We start from the raw sequence: 16,066 nt of genomic DNA on the forward strand, positions 1-16,066 counted from the left end.
GTCGTGCCAACAAGGATGCCCCCCTGCCGCGCAAGGAAACGCTGCGCGACTGGCGCAACGAAAAGTAGTGCCACCGTCGGCCAGCCGAGGTTTAAGAAGCTGTCCAAGAACCAGGCCAGCCGCCGGAGCATCCGGTGAGCGACAGCGGGGCGGACCCTGGTTTCGGCGATACCCAGGCGCCACTCGTCATCTTTGGAGAGGTGACGTGACCACCCGAGTCGGGCAAAGGTCCGTTCAATGATCCAGCGCTTGAGCAAGGCCACGGAACGATGCGCCTCGGTACAGCAGAGTCTGGAGTTTCTGGACAGTTTCTCTGAGGGAAGCTGATCAGTGTGCCTTGAACACCTCGTCGAGTCCGGCGGCATCCAGCAGGTCGAGGCCCCAGGTCTCCAGTTGCTCGGGGGGTGCCTGCCCAAGGCGCTCGTGCACCCAGTTGGGCAAAGGGCCAAAACGACGTTCAAGTTGCTTTTGCAGCAAGGCGCTTTCACCTTCCTGTCGGCCTTGCTGTCGGCCTTCCTGTCGGCCTTGCTGCAGGCCTTCCTGCAGGCCCTCCTCTTTCCATTGTTTGGTCCATCCTTCAACGGTTTCGGCAAGCATGGTGTCGATCTCCTGTAGTTCGTTGACTTCGGGAATGTCCTGTCCGGGCATCAGCCGTCGGAGGACGATGCGATTGATCCAGACCACGAAGGCACGTCTGAGGCTGGCAGATGCCGGTCCTGGCAGAGACTTCAGCAATTGCGATACGGCGCGCCGGACATCCGCCGGCACGGCGCTCCGTTCGAGGCGAATGATGTTGACGACCGTATTTTGCGGGTCGGTCAGATCCGCTTCACTCACCGCTACTTCTTCCAGCAGAAAGTAGCGCTGTGCCGGATGATAGCGCTTGAGACTGCCGGGCAGCCACTCGATGAGTTCACTGACGTCACGCGCGGCCGTCCAGCGACTGCGCCCATTGTAGAGGACCAGGGGAAAGACGGCCGGGAGTTTCTGACCAGACCGAACTTCGCCGCTCTTGATCAGGTCCTGATAGAGCAAGCCCGTGTAGACCAGGATCCGCAGGGCCATCCAGGGGTCTACGGTGCTCTGGAATTCGAGTAGCAGGTACACGTAGAGCCACTCGCCCTGCCGACGGACACGCCAGATCAGGTCGTCCTCGCGGTCTCGCAGATCGTCGGTGACATAGCTGCCGCCCACTTTTTCCAGCGTGCTGAAGTCCAGGTCTTCGACCCAGTCTTCGCCGACAAAACCCCGCAGCAGGTCTTCCACGACCTGGGCGTGCGAGAACAGGAGCTTGTAGCCCGAGTCGTGGGGCGGGTGCGTCGAGGAGGTCGAATCGAGGGGCATGGTCAAACCGGATCGTCAGTCAGCCGGGAAGTCGCGGGAAGCCTTTGCTTGCCCGCGACTCTCTCCGATTCGTGTCTCTCTTGATCGCTCCTGAGTCAGAACGGCCCCGTCTGCAGGAATCGATTTGGTTACCGATGCTTGACATTCTCCAGGTAGTAGCCCAGCACCTTATCGAGATATTGGTCTGGTGCAGGCAGGCCCAAGCCAACCCCTGACAACAACTCCTGAGTCCGATCATTGGCAAAGGTCTGTTCCGTAGCCAGGTAATCGAGAAAAACCGGCAAAGTTTTTATCGCGCGCCGTGCCTCGGCCGGCATCAGCACCCCCACCCCGGTCAGGATTGCACTGAACAGCCCGGTTGGCAGCTTGATGACCGGCGGCAGGCGACGACCGGCACGCGCGAAGTTCTGTCGCACGCGTTCGCGCAAGGGGTTCAGCGGCAGCGCCAGAGCAGGTCCCGAGCAGGAATGAAGGATGTGTCCGCAACTCGCCGTTGTCGTACTTGACCAGGCAATCGCTCGGGCAACGTAGTCGGCTGGGATGATATCGAGCCGTGCCGTGCCAAATTCTGGCGACAAGCCGAACGTTCGGCAGCCTGACAGAAACTCGCATAAATGGTAAAACACCTGGAAATGAATGATACGCCCGGTCAGACTGTCACCAACCACCATGCTCGGTCGGTGCACCGTCAGTGGTAAACCCCTCTCCAGCTCAAGGTGGACGATTTCTTCAGCTTCCGCCTTGGCTTGCTCGTAAGTGTTGTGAAAATTCCTGACACTCGTCAGCCATTCCTCCGGCACCACACCATGGGTGCGACCACCGACACCAACCGTACTAACCAGTTCGGCTTTCACCAGTCGCGGACAGCGATTCGCCAGAGCCAGAATGTACTTCGCCGCGTCGACCGACGAACGGCGTGCCTGTTCAATAGGCAAGTTCATCCGTACGTTGCCTGCCGAATGAATGATGTGCGTACAGCCGGCGCAAAGCTCTTGATAGTCACCGGCATCAAGGCCCAGGTCCGTCAGCGTAACGTCACCGCGCAGGGCCCGCACTCGCCGACGATCCAGGCTGTCGGTGGCGCCGATCTGCCAGAAACCGAAGAGCGACTCCAGTCGTCCTGCCAGCTCATCAGCCGATTGTGCACGCAACAGCAGCGTCACCTGCGTATCGGAGTCACGCAGCAGGATAGGGACGAGAGCACTGCCGATCGCCCCGGTAGCACCGGTAATGAAGTAGTTTTTCATGGGCTGCAATAGAAAGTTTGCCGGTCAGGACTCCAAGCTTCGAAGGGCATGCCTTTCGCACTGTCGATCTGCGCATAGAGATCGTGCAAGGCCGACGCATGCCTCTTCTCAATGACCTGCCGGCGTAGTTTCAGATTGGCGGTGAGTTCGCCTCCGGCAATCGTCAGCGGCTGCGCGGTGATCAGCAAACCCGCCAGCCACTGGTAAGCTGGCAAGTGTCTGCACGCCTCGAGCACCTGGCCTCGCACGTGCTGGAACGAATCGTTCTGTCCGGTCAGCCATCCGGCCTCAGCAACGACCAGCAGCGCGACCGGTTGCGCGCGCCGAGCCCCGAAGACGACAGCGTGCTCGAGTTGTGAAACTTGTTGCAACGGCCCTTCAATGCTCGTGGGCGCGATGCGACGCCCGGTTGAGGTCTTGAATATCTCGGATTTCCGGCCAACCAAGGTGATGAAACCCTCACCATCGATGCTCGCGAAGTCTCCGGTCCTCAGGTAGCCGTCGGCATCAAGCGGGTTGCCAGACGGAGCCTCGCCAAGATACCCCGAGAAAACGCCGGGGCCACGCACCAGAAGCTCGCCGTCCTCGGCAAGCCGGACTTCGCTACCCGGCGCCGCCCGTCCGACGCTGCCGAAGCGGAAACAATCAGGACGGTTGATGGATACCGGAATGATGTTTTCACTGACGCCATAGGCTTCGAGGATCGGCAAACCCATGGCGTGGAAACGTTCGAGAAGCCAGACCGGCATCGGCGCCGAGCCGCTGATCATGAAGCGCAGATTCGGGCCAAGAGCGCCGCGCAGCTTCCGCAAGGCAAGCCAGTCGGCCAGGGCAAATTCAAGCCGCGAGCGGACACCCTGCGTCTGCCCCAAGCGAACAGCAGCCGCCCACCGATCGCCAACCCGCAAGGCCCAATGCACCAGGCTCTGCTGCCATGTCGGTTGTTGCGAGATGAATTCCTGGATCCCTGCATGCAGTTTCTCATAGAAGCGTGGCACGCCGATGAACAGATGCGGAGCGATAGGCTTGATGTAGCGCATGATTTCGCGCGGGTCACTCACGTAGTAAGTCTGCGCACCACGGCCTATGGCGCTCAGATTGATCATCCGCTGGAACAGATTGGACAAGGGCAACCAGCAGGCGAGATGACTCCCCTCGCCCACCTGTGGAAAAGCGGAAAGGATGGCAGAGGCAGCAAGGCACATCTGCCGATGGCTGTACTCGATCCCTTTCGGCTCTCCGGTGGTTCCCGAGGTGAAGATGATCGTCGCGGCCGCATCCGGCAGCGCTTGGTTCCACTCTTCGCCGACGTGAGCTTCGGCCAGGAGTTCTGCCAGAGGAACAACGCCCGCTACGCCGGCCGCATCGAGACAGACCACGAAACGAATTCTCTGCCGTACCGTATCGTCGATTTTGTCGAGTAGGGAAGGATGAGCGAGCACGACGCCGACAAAACCGCAGCGGCACGAGATCTCGCGGGTATGCTCGTCGAGACCATAGGGATCGAGACCGACGGCGACTCCGCCGGCAGCGAGAACAGCCAGTTGTACGAAATCCCACTCTCGGCAACTGGCGGCCATGATGCCGACGCGGTCTCCCGAAGCCAGGCCGAGCTTCCGGAATCCGTTGCTCGCGGCAGCCACGGCCTGGCAATAGTCACTCCAGGTGCTGCCCACCCATTCACCTGCACGTGAAAGCTGCCACAGAGCCACCTCACCTGGAGTCAGCCGATTGCGCGCAAGCAACATCCCCGGGACGGTCCAGCCGCTCGCCTCGAGCGCCGCATCGACAGTAGGCAGCGGGCTCCCGCCCGCAGGCCGCGAGTTTGGAATACTGGAGGGAGTACTGGAGTCGCTCATCGTTGCTCGAGAACGGGATCGTAGGCTCCCCGCGGCCTCGTGATGCGCAGATCGTCGGCAGTCAGCCCGAGCCAGTCGAGGCTGCGAGTTACTTCCTTTCCCGGACCCACTCGTTTGCGAATCAGGAAATCAACGACCGGTCCCATGATCCGCCAGTAGTTGCGGTTGGCCTTGCCGTGCCGGATCAGGCTGGAGAACTCGGGCGCGTACGGATTGTAGCCAAAAGCCTGCAAATCCGAATACATCAGCAGCCAGTTGATCGGGTAGTTGCTGTGGATCGGACTGGCATGTTTGCTGGAAGCGACCAGACCGTACTCAACGACCTTCCGCATGATTTCCTCCTGATTATAGGGCCAGGCATGGAATGGAGCGAGGTAACGTGGAAACCGGGTGCCTTTCGGGTAACGCTTCGGATTGTAGAAACGCCCCAGTTCGTCGGCGCTGAACTCACCGCAGCTCACCAGCTCGGGTGGCGTCCAGTCGGTCTCGCAGATCAATGTCCGTGAAAACTCGTAGAGCATGCGCTCCGGCTCCGGTTGGCCAGGCGAGTATCCCGCCAGCACCAGCGGGATACCCTTTTCAATGGCCAGCTTGATGGCGTCGCCTTCAAAGAGTGGGGCATAGACGTAGGACAGCGTATAGACTGCACCCCGTTCTTCCTGATTGCGCAACAGATAGCGGAAGGTTTTCTTGTAAAACTCCTGCGAGGGTGTGTAGCTGAGATGGTCGATATTCAGTTTTCCCAAGGCACGCCTGATGTTGTCCCAGGCCAGCGCAGGAATGTTGATGTCAACCGTGAAGGCAAGCACCTTGAGCTTGAGTTCGACCGCCAGACGGTAAAGCAGATAGACGCTGTCCTTGCCGCCGCTGAGCGGTACCAGGCAGTCGTACTCCCCCTGGCCTCGGCACTCGGCCAGGGTCTTCTGGAAGTCGGCCTCGTAGGCGTAGCGCGCCTCCTCTGCCTTTGCGGTTTCCCTGACTAGGGCCGCTTCATCCCGACACAGGTTACATATCCCGTCAGCAGACAGCGATATGCCGGGTACGCGATCTGGTACCAAGCACTTCGTGCATCTCTTCATTTTCATATTCCTGCCTTCCCTGGGAGCGGCCCGACGACCGGCTGGCGCATCCGGCTATCCAACCCCTCAGCCAGTCGGGTACCCAGACGTCGTCACCTGACGGCTCAAGGTGGCGACATCCAGCCGGGAAACAAGGCATCACGCCCGCAAAACTCCACATAACCGGCTCACCGTCACCAGCCAAGACCGACGACAGGGCATGACGAGCCCCCCTGGATCAGGTGCGCCTCAAGTCGACCACGACCGACGGTAACGGTGAACTTGGCCATCATCGGGGAAAGCGGCTAAATTGTCCATACCGTTTCCAGTTCGGGTAGCGACTAAGGAGCTGACGAACCTGCCTCTGCACTGTCAAACGACAGCGCTCCCTACTCCAGATCGTACCCACATTGCCGCCGCACGTGCTATGCCGTGGCGGTTGTTCCGGGGCTAGCGGAAGGTTTTTTCTCGCAACGAGCGTGAGGCGCCTCCTGACAAGTGTCGGATATTTTTACACCCAATCCATGGAATTGCCGTCACGACCCCGAACCCTGGCCAGACTGAGGTTTTTTTCTTTTATTTTTCAAAATGATGAGATTTTTTCATAAGTCCTGGCACAAATCCTGCTCTATTTCATTCGTAGCAAAAAGAGAGCTTTGATGGCTGTCAGAACTCTGGTCAAATCTGATTCTTCTGCACAATTTTTTTGGAGGTCACTAAGAAATGAAGAACTTGAAGCAACTCACCCCCGTCGCGCTAGCTCTTGGCTTGGCCATGGCCAGCATCGGCGCGCAGGCCGTAACGATCGGAACCGGTTTGGTCCCCGGTTTGAACGATCTGATCGATGAAAGCCGCGAAACCTACGTCGATGTTAATTCGAATGGTCGGTTCGATGCTGGCGACGTCATCTACGGCTACATCCGCCTTTCGGACTTCCAACCATCTGGCCTTGATCCCAACAACCAGGCCTATGGTGTTTTTTCGCAGGAGATCGATGCGAAGAGTTCCGGTCGGGATGTCTACTTCAAACCGACCACCGTCGCCGGCCTGACGCTGAATGATCTGCTGAGCAACGACGCCAACGTCAATGCCAGTGCGATCGCCGCCTTTTATGACCGGTCGACCCCCTTCGTCGACCTGATCAACAACAACCCGCCGGGACCTCCGGCGAGCATGGACGGTTACATCGACTACATCCATGACAACGGCACTCTGCGCATTGTTGCCGGTTTCAGCGACATTGATGACTTCCTCTATAGCGAAATCTCTAGCCCAGCAACGGCGCTCGGAATAGGAATCGGTTCATCCAACGCTCCATTCGTGTCAGCCAATTCGAGCTTTACGATTGCTTCCAATTCGGGCGCTTTCTCGATTTCGTACAATGCCACAGGGAAAACCTTCAACGACTTGGTTCAGGTGTTCAATCCGTCGGGCGGCCTTGTTCTTGCCGAGGTGGCCGTTTCATCGGGATCGACGGGCGGTGCGGCTGGCGATAGCGTCAAGCCGCAGCCGAAGAACTGGCTGAATGCAGGTGGCGCATTCACGCAGTGCTTAACCACCGGTGGTGATACCAACTGCGGCTTCACCGACAAGAACAACTTCACGGTCAACGTCGTTCCCGAGCCGGGTTCGCTGTTTCTCTTCAGCTTGGCGTTGCTGGGCCTGACCAGTTTCGCTCGCGGTCGCAAAAACCAGTCCTGATTGGCTAGCTGCAGGAAGCCTCACCTTCGGCCCGTGAGAGTGATCTCACGGGCCGTCATTTTTCCAGATAGCACAAGATCATCCTTTTGCATTGCTCACAATGGCCACAGCCGTCGCTTTGTCCGGATCACACTTCAACAGCGTGAAAGAGCAATGACCACCTGTAGTGACCGAACCATCGCGTTGCTGCCCATCCATTCCCGCATGACCGTTTCTCCGCTTCGCTTGCCCTGTTTCTTTCTTGACCAAGGGTGGAGCAGAGGCTCTCGACCGGGCGCTAGTCCGTCGAGCTTGAAATCACCGGCACGTTCCTTCATGATTCACAGGCATCACACTGATGCACTGGATTCGGGGTGCGTTGCGCACCCCGCCACTCTCGCCCACCACTCACCCTATTACCCGAAGTGAATTTGCTGCTGCAGGACTTACAACTTGCCATCCGCAACGTCGTGCGCCAGCGTCGTCGCAGCGGAATGGCCATCATTGCCGTCACTTTTGGCATCGTCACGCTGCTGCTGGCCGGTGGCTTCATTGAGTGGACCCTCAGGGGAATGCGCGAGTGGACGATCGGCTCCCGACTCGGCCATATCCAGATTTCCCGCTCCGGATACTTCGAGATCGGTCAATCGGAACCTTTCGCCTATCTGCTGGCGCAGAACGCTGAAGAGAGAGCGACTATCGAAACGATGCCGGAAGTGAAAATCACCGGCGCGCGCATCAGCTTTGGTGGCTTGATCAGCCACGGCGAATCCACCATCTCGTTCATCGGTGAAGGCGTTGAACCGGAAAAGGAGGATGTGCTGTCGAGCACCCTGTTCGTTCCCAAGGGCCGGGGGCTGACCAGTACTCAGCCGAAGGGAATCATCATGGGCCTCGGTCTGGCAGCCAACCTTGGCGTGGATGTCGGCGATCAGGTCATCCTGATGGCCAATACCAGGACCGGAAGCGTCAATGCCGTTGAATGCCACATTCTTGGACTTTTCTCGACGGTTTCCAAAGCTTATGACGACGCCGCGGTACGCGTGCCAATATCGACCGCACGCGATCTTCTGCGCGTTTCGGGATCGCACGTATGGGTACTGCTGCTCGACAAGACCGAGGATACGCAAAAGGTGCTGACTTCCCTGCAATCCCGCTTCCCCGGCAATTCGCTCGAGTTCGTACCGTGGAACCGGCTTGCGGATTTCTACAACAAGACCGTCGTGCTATTCCGCAAGCAAGTCGGCGTCATAGAAATCATCATCGGCCTGATCATCGTATTGTCGATCTCTAACACGCTGATGATGAATGTCGTTGAACGAACGGGAGAGATTGGCACGGCAATGGCCGTCGGCATCAAGAGCGCAGAAATCATGCGTCTGTTCGTTCTCGAAGGATTGGTGCTGGGCATCTTCGGCGGTATGCTGGGACTCGTTCTGGGGAGTGCCGCCGCCTACGTCATCTCGATAATCGGCATTCCGATGCCTCCGCCGCCGGGAATGGCTCGTGGTTATACGGGTGAGATCCTGGTCAACGCCAGTCTGCTGCTCAACGCCTTTCTGCTCGCGGCGGGCACAACGCTCCTCGCGAGTCTGTACCCGGCCTGGAAAGCCTCTCGGATGATCATCGTCGACGCACTGCGTTTCAACCGCTAGCCTGAGCACCCGCGGAGAAACCATGTTCAAGCTTGCGCTTCGCAACGTTTTTCGGCAAAAGGTGCGCACGGGGATGACCCTGGCGGCGATCGTGTTCGGCGTCATTGGCCTGATTCTGAGTGGTGGTTTCGTCCATGACGTATTCATCCAGCTTGGCGAGGCGGTGATCCACTCACAGTCCGGACACCTGCAAGTCACCCGAGCGGGATTCTATCGACAGGGGTCACGCGCGCCGAACGAATACATGATTAGTGACGCGGCTGCCCTCAAAGGCCGCATCGCGGCCCTCCCGCAGGTCTCAGATGTCATGGGGCGTATCTATTTCTCGGGCCTTCTGAACAACGGCAAGACCGACGTTTCGATCATCGGCGAAGGTATCGAGCCGGACAGCGAAGCGAAGCTGGGTACGCACATAGTCGTCACAGCCGGGCGACAGCTCCGCAGCAGCGACGGACAGGGTCTGATGCTCGGCGAAGGCATCGCCCGGGCAGCCGGACTGAAACCGGGAGACCAAGTCACCCTTCTCCTCAACACATCGGCGGGAGCGCTCAATACTGCTGATTTTGTAATCATCGGCGTCTTCCAAACGTATTCCAAGGAATTCGATGCGCGCGCCGTTCGCATCCCGCTTGCTGCCGCCCAGTCCCTTCTCAACACGGAAGGGGTAAACGCAGTCGTGGTGTCTCTCAAGAACACCCCCGATACCGCTGTAGTCCGCGCGCGGCTCGTTCAGCGGCTCGATCCGCAGGAATTCGAAGTCATCACCTGGCAGCAACTGAACGATTTCTACGAGAAAACGGTAGACCTCTACAGGCGCCAGTTCGGAATCCTTCAGGTCATCGTTCTCTTCATGGTCCTGTTGAGTGTCGCGAACAGCGTCAACATGAGCACTTTCGAACGTGTTGGGGAGTTCGGCACGATGATGGCTCTGGGAAACAGCCGCGGCCATGTGTTCCGCCTGATTCTTGTCGAGAATGCCATCGTCGGACTTCTCGGTGGCTTGCTGGGCGTAACCTTCGGGATCGTCTTGGCGTTCGCCATCTCGGCCATCGGCATACCGATGCCGCCACCTCCCAACGCGAATCTCGGTTATACCGCTCTCATCCGCATCGTCCCCGAGGAAATCGCCACAGCGTTCGCGGTTGGCTTTTTGGCAACCTTGGGAGCATCACTGCTGCCTGCGAAAAAAGTAGGCGAAATTCCCGTTGTCGATGCCCTACGACAGTCGATTTAAGCTCCTTTCGTCCTTGCACAGGCACACCGGCGGCATGAACTGCGGCAGGCCGTGCCTGATCGCTGGTCATCGAGGATTTCCGTTATCAATCACTATCGGCTGCCGGCAGCTAACGCCGTAATGACCTGGCGCCAGAATGTTATCCGGATCGAGAGCCGCCTTGATCTTTGCGTGCAGACGCTGCATTTCCGGTGCATTCCTGAACAAGTCGCCCCAACTCTGCAGACCAGCCCGATACTGCTGAAACTGTCGTTCGTGCATGATCGCCAGCAGTTCCTGATAGAGTTGCTGGCTACGCGCCGTTTCGTCTGTGTCCTCATGGTCGAAGATGATGGCCATCAGACAAACCACCGAGCGCGGATTCATCAGTAGCATGGCAACGTAAAAGTCGAAGCCATGCGCGGCGAAACGCTGCTTGCAAGCATCGAGAAACGGCCAGACCTGCTCGTTGCTGAAGGGCAAGATGGGAGCGAACCAGATCAAACCGCAGCGGTCACGCGCTGGTTGAACGACCTGTTCTGGCCTTGGACGACGATAGCGGTAGTAGGCGTGCTTCACAAAGTACTCGGTCGGTATGCCCTGCAAAATCTTGTGCACGTAGGGCGCCGAGTCGAGGACGGGCAGCGAGGTACGTGCCGCCAGTTCGGTCAGTCTGCGGATCAGGGGACTCTTCCAGGACCAGTCGATAACCCTCTGCAGGTATGGCAGCAGTCGATCCGAAAGGAAGATCAGACGCCCGTGGGGCGAGAGGTGCTGGCGTAAGAGGGAACGCTGCAGCTTAACCTGACCGCGGGTGCCGTAGATCCCGCCAGCGCAGTTCCACGGCGCGATGCCGTATTTTCGCCGCAACGCCGCCAGGTGGGCGTCGCTGAGGGGGCCGTCCTGTGGCACCTGCTCGGCAATGCGCTGGGTCAGGATGGTCATCGACACGAAATCGTTGATCATGTGCAGCTTGGTATTGACCACACCGGTGAGGGCCAGACGACGAAAGATGTCCAGTACCTTGGGCAGGTGCCGCTCGTCGTGGATTTCGTAAACGAAGGAGTTATAGGATTCCGGCTGTGGCATCAGCCAGATTCCGGCTTTGGTGACTATGCCGAGGCTGGACTGGGTGAAGATTCCTTCGAGATAGGGGCCGAGACCCCATTTGTGCGTGTGCCAGGTTTTGAGTCCCTGGATTGCGCCACCCACATGTACCCGTTCACCATCCGGGAGAACCACTTCGATCCCGCACAGGTTGCCGAAGTGGTCGCCATAAGGCGTTTCGCCGATACCCCGCTCGATGGCGTTGCCGATGACGCTTCCCTGCCCGGAACCGTCGGTACAGTCGATCCACAGTTTATAGCCTTTGCTGCGCAGGTGCTTGTTGAACTGCTCGTAAGTCACTCCCGGCTCGATCACCGCGTAAGCAAGTTCCTCGTTGACTTCGAGCACACGATTCATCCGTTCGAGAATCATGACAATGGCGCCGTCTTCGATCGCCAGCGTCGTTCCGTAGCCCCAGTTGCGCCCGGTGCTCGAAGGCCACACCGCAAGCCGGTGCCGGGCAGCGATCCTGACGATACCAGCAACCTCATCGGCAGAAGCGGGGAAGACCACTGCCATACAACGGCTCTGCCAAGGGATCGTGCAACGCGAGTAGCGGTCGAGATCCTCGACGCTGGTACAAACGTAGTCGGCACCAACGACGACGCGCAACTGATCGGCAATCTCTTCGCCAAGCGGTGGGGTTCCCGCGCGTATTTCCATCGATCAACTCCTTTCGTGGTGCAGCAAGACGGAAGCAGACGGGCCGGAGACAACGCCGATACTGGTCAACAGAGTGGGTACCTTATTACCTCTCATTGACGAAGCATTGTCCTTGCAGCCTGCAGAACAGCAGCAGCACTTTACCCGATCCGGTGATTAATGGGTGCGTCTTGCGGTGGGGCGGAACTGCCCATTCGAGAGTTAAAGCCTTGCTGTCTGGACTACGATCTAAATTATAATCCGGCCAGCAGTGGGAGCACGCTCTGACCTTGCTCAGGGGGGATTTCCTCTGCCCTGGCAAGCGTGCGGCGTGTTGGGTCAGAACGGGCCAAAGGTTTCAGCAAACGTATCGATCGGGCAAGCATTTTCCACATCACTTGAAGGTTCCAGCCGTGACCAGTCTGCAGATCCTCAAGGTTCTCGTCAGGGAACTCATCACTTCCGAGCGCGCAATACGCATCCCCGAGCCCGATCTGGTCATGGATCGTGCAGAACAGGTGGAGGCCTACACGACAGCAGGTGCCGAGGGAGGAACGATGGCGCCGGTGTACCTTTTTCACACGACGCAAATTTCGCAGGTGCTCCGGCCCGGCGACACCGTAGTCGATCTGGCTTGCGGCTCGGCAAATCAATTGGCGCAAGTCGCACGACTCAACCCGGACGTCCACTTCCTGGGCATCGATCTTTCGCCAACGATGCTCGCGCGCGCGCGCCAGTTGACGACAGAAAAATCGCTCGCTAATTGCGAGTTCCGGCTCGCAAGCATCACCGACCTCGGATTCCTGGAGAACCGATCGGTCGACGCAGTGATCTCGACGCTGGCCTTTCACCATCTACCGGACGCCGCTTCGCTCCAAGCCTCGTTCCGAGAAGCCGGGCGCGTCCTCAAACCGGATGGCGGTGTCTATTTTGCCGACCTTGGCCACTTGCGCGCAGAAAAGTCCATCGAGTACTTTGGTCGGCAATACGCCGACCGGCAGCCCGAGATCTTCACGGTCGACTACCTCAATTCCCTGCGAGCCGCTTTTTCCTTGCACGACTTCAAACTTGCCGCGCAAGCATTCGGCGGACAGCTTGCGGTCATGAGCACATTCCTCGTACCGTACATGATCGTCGTCAAAAGTGCGGCACGGCGTCCGCCGGACGAACGTCTCGCAAGAGCGCTGCGCGCACTGCGTCAGAGTCTGCCTGACCATCACCGCAGCGACCTGAAAGATCTCATCCTGTTCTTCAGGGCGGGAGGCCTCGCCACACCTTACCTCGGCTAACCGCCATCATCGTGGCTGTTCGGATCTGAAAAACTGGACCGCCTTCAGTTGTTGCTTCACTTCCGGTGATTCGGCCTCGTGGTCCACGACCGTACAGCCAATGCGACCACCTGCTGCAAGCACCAGCCGCTGCACTTACGCACATGTAAATCCGGCTCGAGGTGTCGATATTTTTTACACAAGACTCCGGACAGTTATCGACCATTGATTCTAACTACTTGAATATATTTATGTTGTTCTATTTATCCCTGATCGGCGCGATTTTTGCTTAACACCATCGACCAAAAAACCAAGGGGAAGACGATGATGTTGAAAAAATTTCAGAAGTGCCTTGCGATATCCTTGCTGGGTGTCTCCGGCCTGCTCGGCAACGCGCACGCTTACAGCGACCTGGTGTTTTTCGGTGACAGCCTGTCGGACACCGGCAACGTCCTTTCGCTGACCAGCACCTTCTCACCGCCTGCGTTCCCGACTTTCCCTGGCGCCGAAGGGCGTTTCTCGAATGGGCCGGTGTGGACGGAATATCTGGCGAAGGGGCTCGGCATGACCGGCAAAGCAAGTCCCAGCAATCTATTCCTTGCCGGACCTCCGCTGCTTCCCACACCGACCGTCATCCCGATCGGGCCTCCGGGCGGCCAGAATTTCGCGTTCGGCGGCGCCCGCACCGGATTGGGCGGGGCGGCCGGCGAGACAACTGGACTTTTCGGCCAGCTAGTTGCCTGGAACGGATCAGTTTTTGGTAGTTCGCTCACCCGTGCAGCGGACCCTCATGCCTTGTACGTCGTCTTTGCCGGCGCCAACGATTTACGCGATGCACGCTCCGCCCATCCGGCTGACAGTCCGACTGACGATGCCGAAAGGGCGGCGGCAGCCGCCACTGTCGCCGCGAATATCACGACAGCGCTGGGCCTCCTGGCAGAAGCCGGCGCGCGCCACTTCCTCCTTGCAAACCTGCCCGACCTGGGCAAGACCCCCGAGGCCGTCGCGCTCGGCGTAGCTGCTGCATCAACTGACGTGACGCTCGAATTCAACACAGCCCTGGCCGCTGATGCTGTCGGACTCGACGCATGGGTTCTGGCGACAACCGGTATCGATCTTGACATCAGACTCATGGATCTCTACGGGCTCAACGAACGGGTCGTGAGCGATGCGCTGACCAACGGCGGCGCCAAGTACGGAATCACCAACGTCACCACGCCTTGCATTCATCCGGGCGCTATCTCAAGCGAGTATTTCGCCCCAGATGCCACCGCGACTGGCTGCGACGTCGCCAACTATTCCGATCCCCTGCACCCGTCGGCAGCCGCACACCGCCTGATCGGGCAACTGGCGCTCAGCACCGTGCCGGAACCCAGTTCGCTTGCACTGCTCTTTCTGGGAATGATAGCCGGAATGCGCCGCTGCTGGCGGTTACGCGCGGCATGAACACGCCACGGACGCCCGCGAGCTGAGTGTGAGGGTATCGTTACCCGTGAAAGCCGCGCCAGCAACTCATGCTTCCCTCGCTCGCTGGCAGAAGATGGGGGGAGATTCGGGGAGTCTGCTCCGCGCCCAGCGAACGATTCCGGCGAGCAAGCCGGAATGCGCCCAGGAAGGAGGGTAAATGGTGATGGCTTTCATTGTCGAGTTTGGCTGAAACAGCCCCGACCGTTGGGCAGGAAGAAACTGGTGCGGCGTGGGCTACCTGTTATTTTGTCATACTTCGCCAACAGGCAGCCCGCCTGATCAGTACCAGACGAAAGAGCATCACGCGATCACCCCTCCCCCGAGGCAAACGCGACTTTCATAGACCACCACCGACTGCCCCGGCGTGATCGCCCACTGCGGCTCGGCGAAGCGGATCAGGCAGGCGTCGGCGCCGACCCGCTCAATCTCGCAGGCGGCATCGGTCTGCCGGTAGCGTGTTTTAGCGGTATACACCCAGTGTGTATGCGGCGCTTCACCGGCCACCCAGGACAAATCCCAGGCGCTCACTTCGTCGGCCAGCAACGCCGGATGGTCATGCCCCTGCACGACATAGAGGATGTTTTCGGCCACATCCTTGCGGGCCACGAACCAGGCATCATGGTCGCCGTGGTCGCCGCTCTTGCCCCCCCTGACACCACCGATGTGCAAACCCTTGCGCTGACCGATCGTGTGGTAGGCCACCCCGTCGTGTTCGCCAAGCACGCGGTCGTCGTCGAGGCAACGGATCTCGCCCTGGCTTTTCGGCAGATAACGCATTAGGAAATCCTTGAACGGCCGCTCACCGATAAAACAGATACCGGTCGAATCCTTCTTCAGCGCGACATGCAGACCGGCCGCCTCGGCAATCTTGCGGACGTCTCGCTTGTACAGGCCGGCCAGGGGGAACAGCGTCTTCGCCAGTTGTTGCTGATTGAGCCGGTACAGGAAATAACTCTGGTCCTTGGTCCCATCCTCGGCCTTGAGCAACTGCCAGGCGCCCTGGAACTCGCGTACGCCGGCGTAATGGCCGGTGGCGATACGCTGCGCACCAATCTTCAGCGCGTACTCGAGAAAAGCGCTGAACTTGATCTCCGAGTTGCACAACACGTCCGGATTCGGCGTGCGGCCCGCCTGGTATTCCTTCAGAAAGTGCGCAAACACGCGTTCCTTGTATTCTCTCGCGAAGTTCAGCACTTCGACCTCGATCCCGAGCGTATCGGCAACGCTGATCACATCGATCAGATCCTGGCGCGAAGCGCAATATTCGTCGCCATCGTCATCTTCCCAGTTCTTCATGAACAGGCCGACCACATGCCATCCCTGCTGCTTGAGCAGCCAGGCGGCGACCGACGAATCAACGCCACCGGACAAGCCAACGACGACAGTTTTTTCCTTGTTCATCTGCGTACCCTGTTAATGTGAAAGTCGCGTCAGCGACTCACGAATCTCCCCTCCCCACTTGGGGGGGAGTGGTCGGGGGAGAGGGAAACGGTCATGACTTTCATGATCGGGGGTGCCTGGAAAAG

The 16,066-nt window shown here is 59.0% G+C and carries 11 protein-coding genes and 1 pseudogene; 5 read left to right on the forward strand and 7 right to left on the reverse strand.

What is annotated here, in order from left to right; genetic code table 11:
* The 5 genes and pseudogenes from VSS37_RS07045 to VSS37_RS07065 all read right to left on the reverse strand — a co-directional run.
* Nucleotides 1–263 (reverse strand): annotated as a pseudogene (locus tag VSS37_RS07045) (hypothetical protein); the annotation flags it as partial.
* A 64-nt stretch (nucleotides 264–327) separates the two neighbouring features.
* Nucleotides 328–1,344, reverse strand: coding sequence for an Rpn family recombination-promoting nuclease/putative transposase (locus VSS37_RS07050; protein WP_324694097.1), 1,017 nt, complete (start codon nucleotides 1,342–1,344; stop codon nucleotides 328–330).
* 128 nt (nucleotides 1,345–1,472) lie between these two features.
* Nucleotides 1,473–2,591: an SDR family oxidoreductase gene (locus tag VSS37_RS07055; RefSeq protein WP_324694098.1), complete on the reverse strand. Its 1,119-nt coding sequence runs from the start codon at nucleotides 2,589–2,591 to the stop codon at nucleotides 1,473–1,475.
* Nucleotides 2,588–4,450 carry an AMP-dependent synthetase/ligase gene (locus tag VSS37_RS07060; RefSeq protein WP_324694099.1) on the reverse strand — a complete coding sequence of 621 codons (1,863 nt, stop codon included), beginning with the start codon at nucleotides 4,448–4,450 and terminating at the stop codon, nucleotides 2,588–2,590. Before VSS37_RS07060 ends, VSS37_RS07055 begins: the two co-directional genes overlap by 4 nt.
* On the reverse strand, nucleotides 4,447–5,535 hold the full coding sequence (locus VSS37_RS07065) for an adenine nucleotide alpha hydrolase family protein (protein ID WP_324694100.1): 1,089 nt from the start codon (nucleotides 5,533–5,535) through the stop codon (nucleotides 4,447–4,449). Before VSS37_RS07065 ends, VSS37_RS07060 begins: the two co-directional genes overlap by 4 nt.
* Nucleotides 5,536–6,231: 696 nt before the next feature.
* On the opposite strand from VSS37_RS07065, the gene VSS37_RS07070 reads away from it, so the two are divergent.
* The 3 genes from VSS37_RS07070 (at nucleotide 6,232) to VSS37_RS07080 (ending at nucleotide 10,077) form a co-directional block, all read left to right on the forward strand.
* Nucleotides 6,232–7,209: a PEP-CTERM sorting domain-containing protein gene (locus VSS37_RS07070; RefSeq protein ID WP_324694101.1), complete on the forward strand. Its 978-nt coding sequence runs from the start codon at nucleotides 6,232–6,234 to the stop codon at nucleotides 7,207–7,209.
* Nucleotides 7,210–7,619: 410 nt separating this feature from the next.
* Complete coding sequence (locus VSS37_RS07075; protein WP_324694102.1) at nucleotides 7,620–8,843, forward strand: ABC transporter permease; 1,224 nt, start codon at nucleotides 7,620–7,622, stop codon at nucleotides 8,841–8,843.
* 22 nt (nucleotides 8,844–8,865) lie between these two features.
* Nucleotides 8,866–10,077 (forward strand): ABC transporter permease, encoded by a 1,212-nt coding sequence (locus VSS37_RS07080; protein ID WP_324694103.1) that lies wholly within the window; start codon nucleotides 8,866–8,868, stop codon nucleotides 10,075–10,077.
* A gap of 66 nt (nucleotides 10,078–10,143) precedes the next feature.
* Here the strand turns inward: VSS37_RS07080 and VSS37_RS07085 are convergent, their stop codons facing one another.
* Nucleotides 10,144–11,826 carry an FAD-binding oxidoreductase gene (locus VSS37_RS07085; RefSeq protein ID WP_324694104.1) on the reverse strand — a complete coding sequence of 561 codons (1,683 nt, stop codon included), beginning with the start codon at nucleotides 11,824–11,826 and terminating at the stop codon, nucleotides 10,144–10,146.
* Between the two features lie 392 nt (nucleotides 11,827–12,218).
* Between VSS37_RS07085 and VSS37_RS07090 the strand changes: the two genes are divergently transcribed.
* Both VSS37_RS07090 and VSS37_RS07095 read left to right on the forward strand, forming a co-directional pair.
* Complete coding sequence (locus tag VSS37_RS07090) at nucleotides 12,219–13,094, forward strand: class I SAM-dependent methyltransferase (RefSeq protein WP_324694105.1); 876 nt, start codon at nucleotides 12,219–12,221, stop codon at nucleotides 13,092–13,094.
* A 264-nt stretch (nucleotides 13,095–13,358) separates the two neighbouring features.
* Nucleotides 13,359–14,519 (forward strand): SGNH/GDSL hydrolase family protein, encoded by a 1,161-nt coding sequence (locus tag VSS37_RS07095; protein WP_324694106.1) that lies wholly within the window; start codon nucleotides 13,359–13,361, stop codon nucleotides 14,517–14,519.
* A gap of 321 nt (nucleotides 14,520–14,840) precedes the next feature.
* Here the strand turns inward: VSS37_RS07095 and mnmA are convergent, their stop codons facing one another.
* Entirely contained in the window at nucleotides 14,841–15,941 is a 1,101-nt protein-coding gene (gene mnmA / locus VSS37_RS07100) for a tRNA 2-thiouridine(34) synthase MnmA (protein WP_324694107.1), read from the reverse strand.
* Nucleotides 15,942–16,066 lie beyond the last annotated feature (125 nt).

The sequence above is a fragment of the Candidatus Thiothrix phosphatis genome (genome assembly GCF_035668035.1).
GTDB classification, from domain to species: Bacteria; Pseudomonadota; Gammaproteobacteria; order Thiotrichales; family Thiotrichaceae; genus Thiothrix; species Thiothrix phosphatis.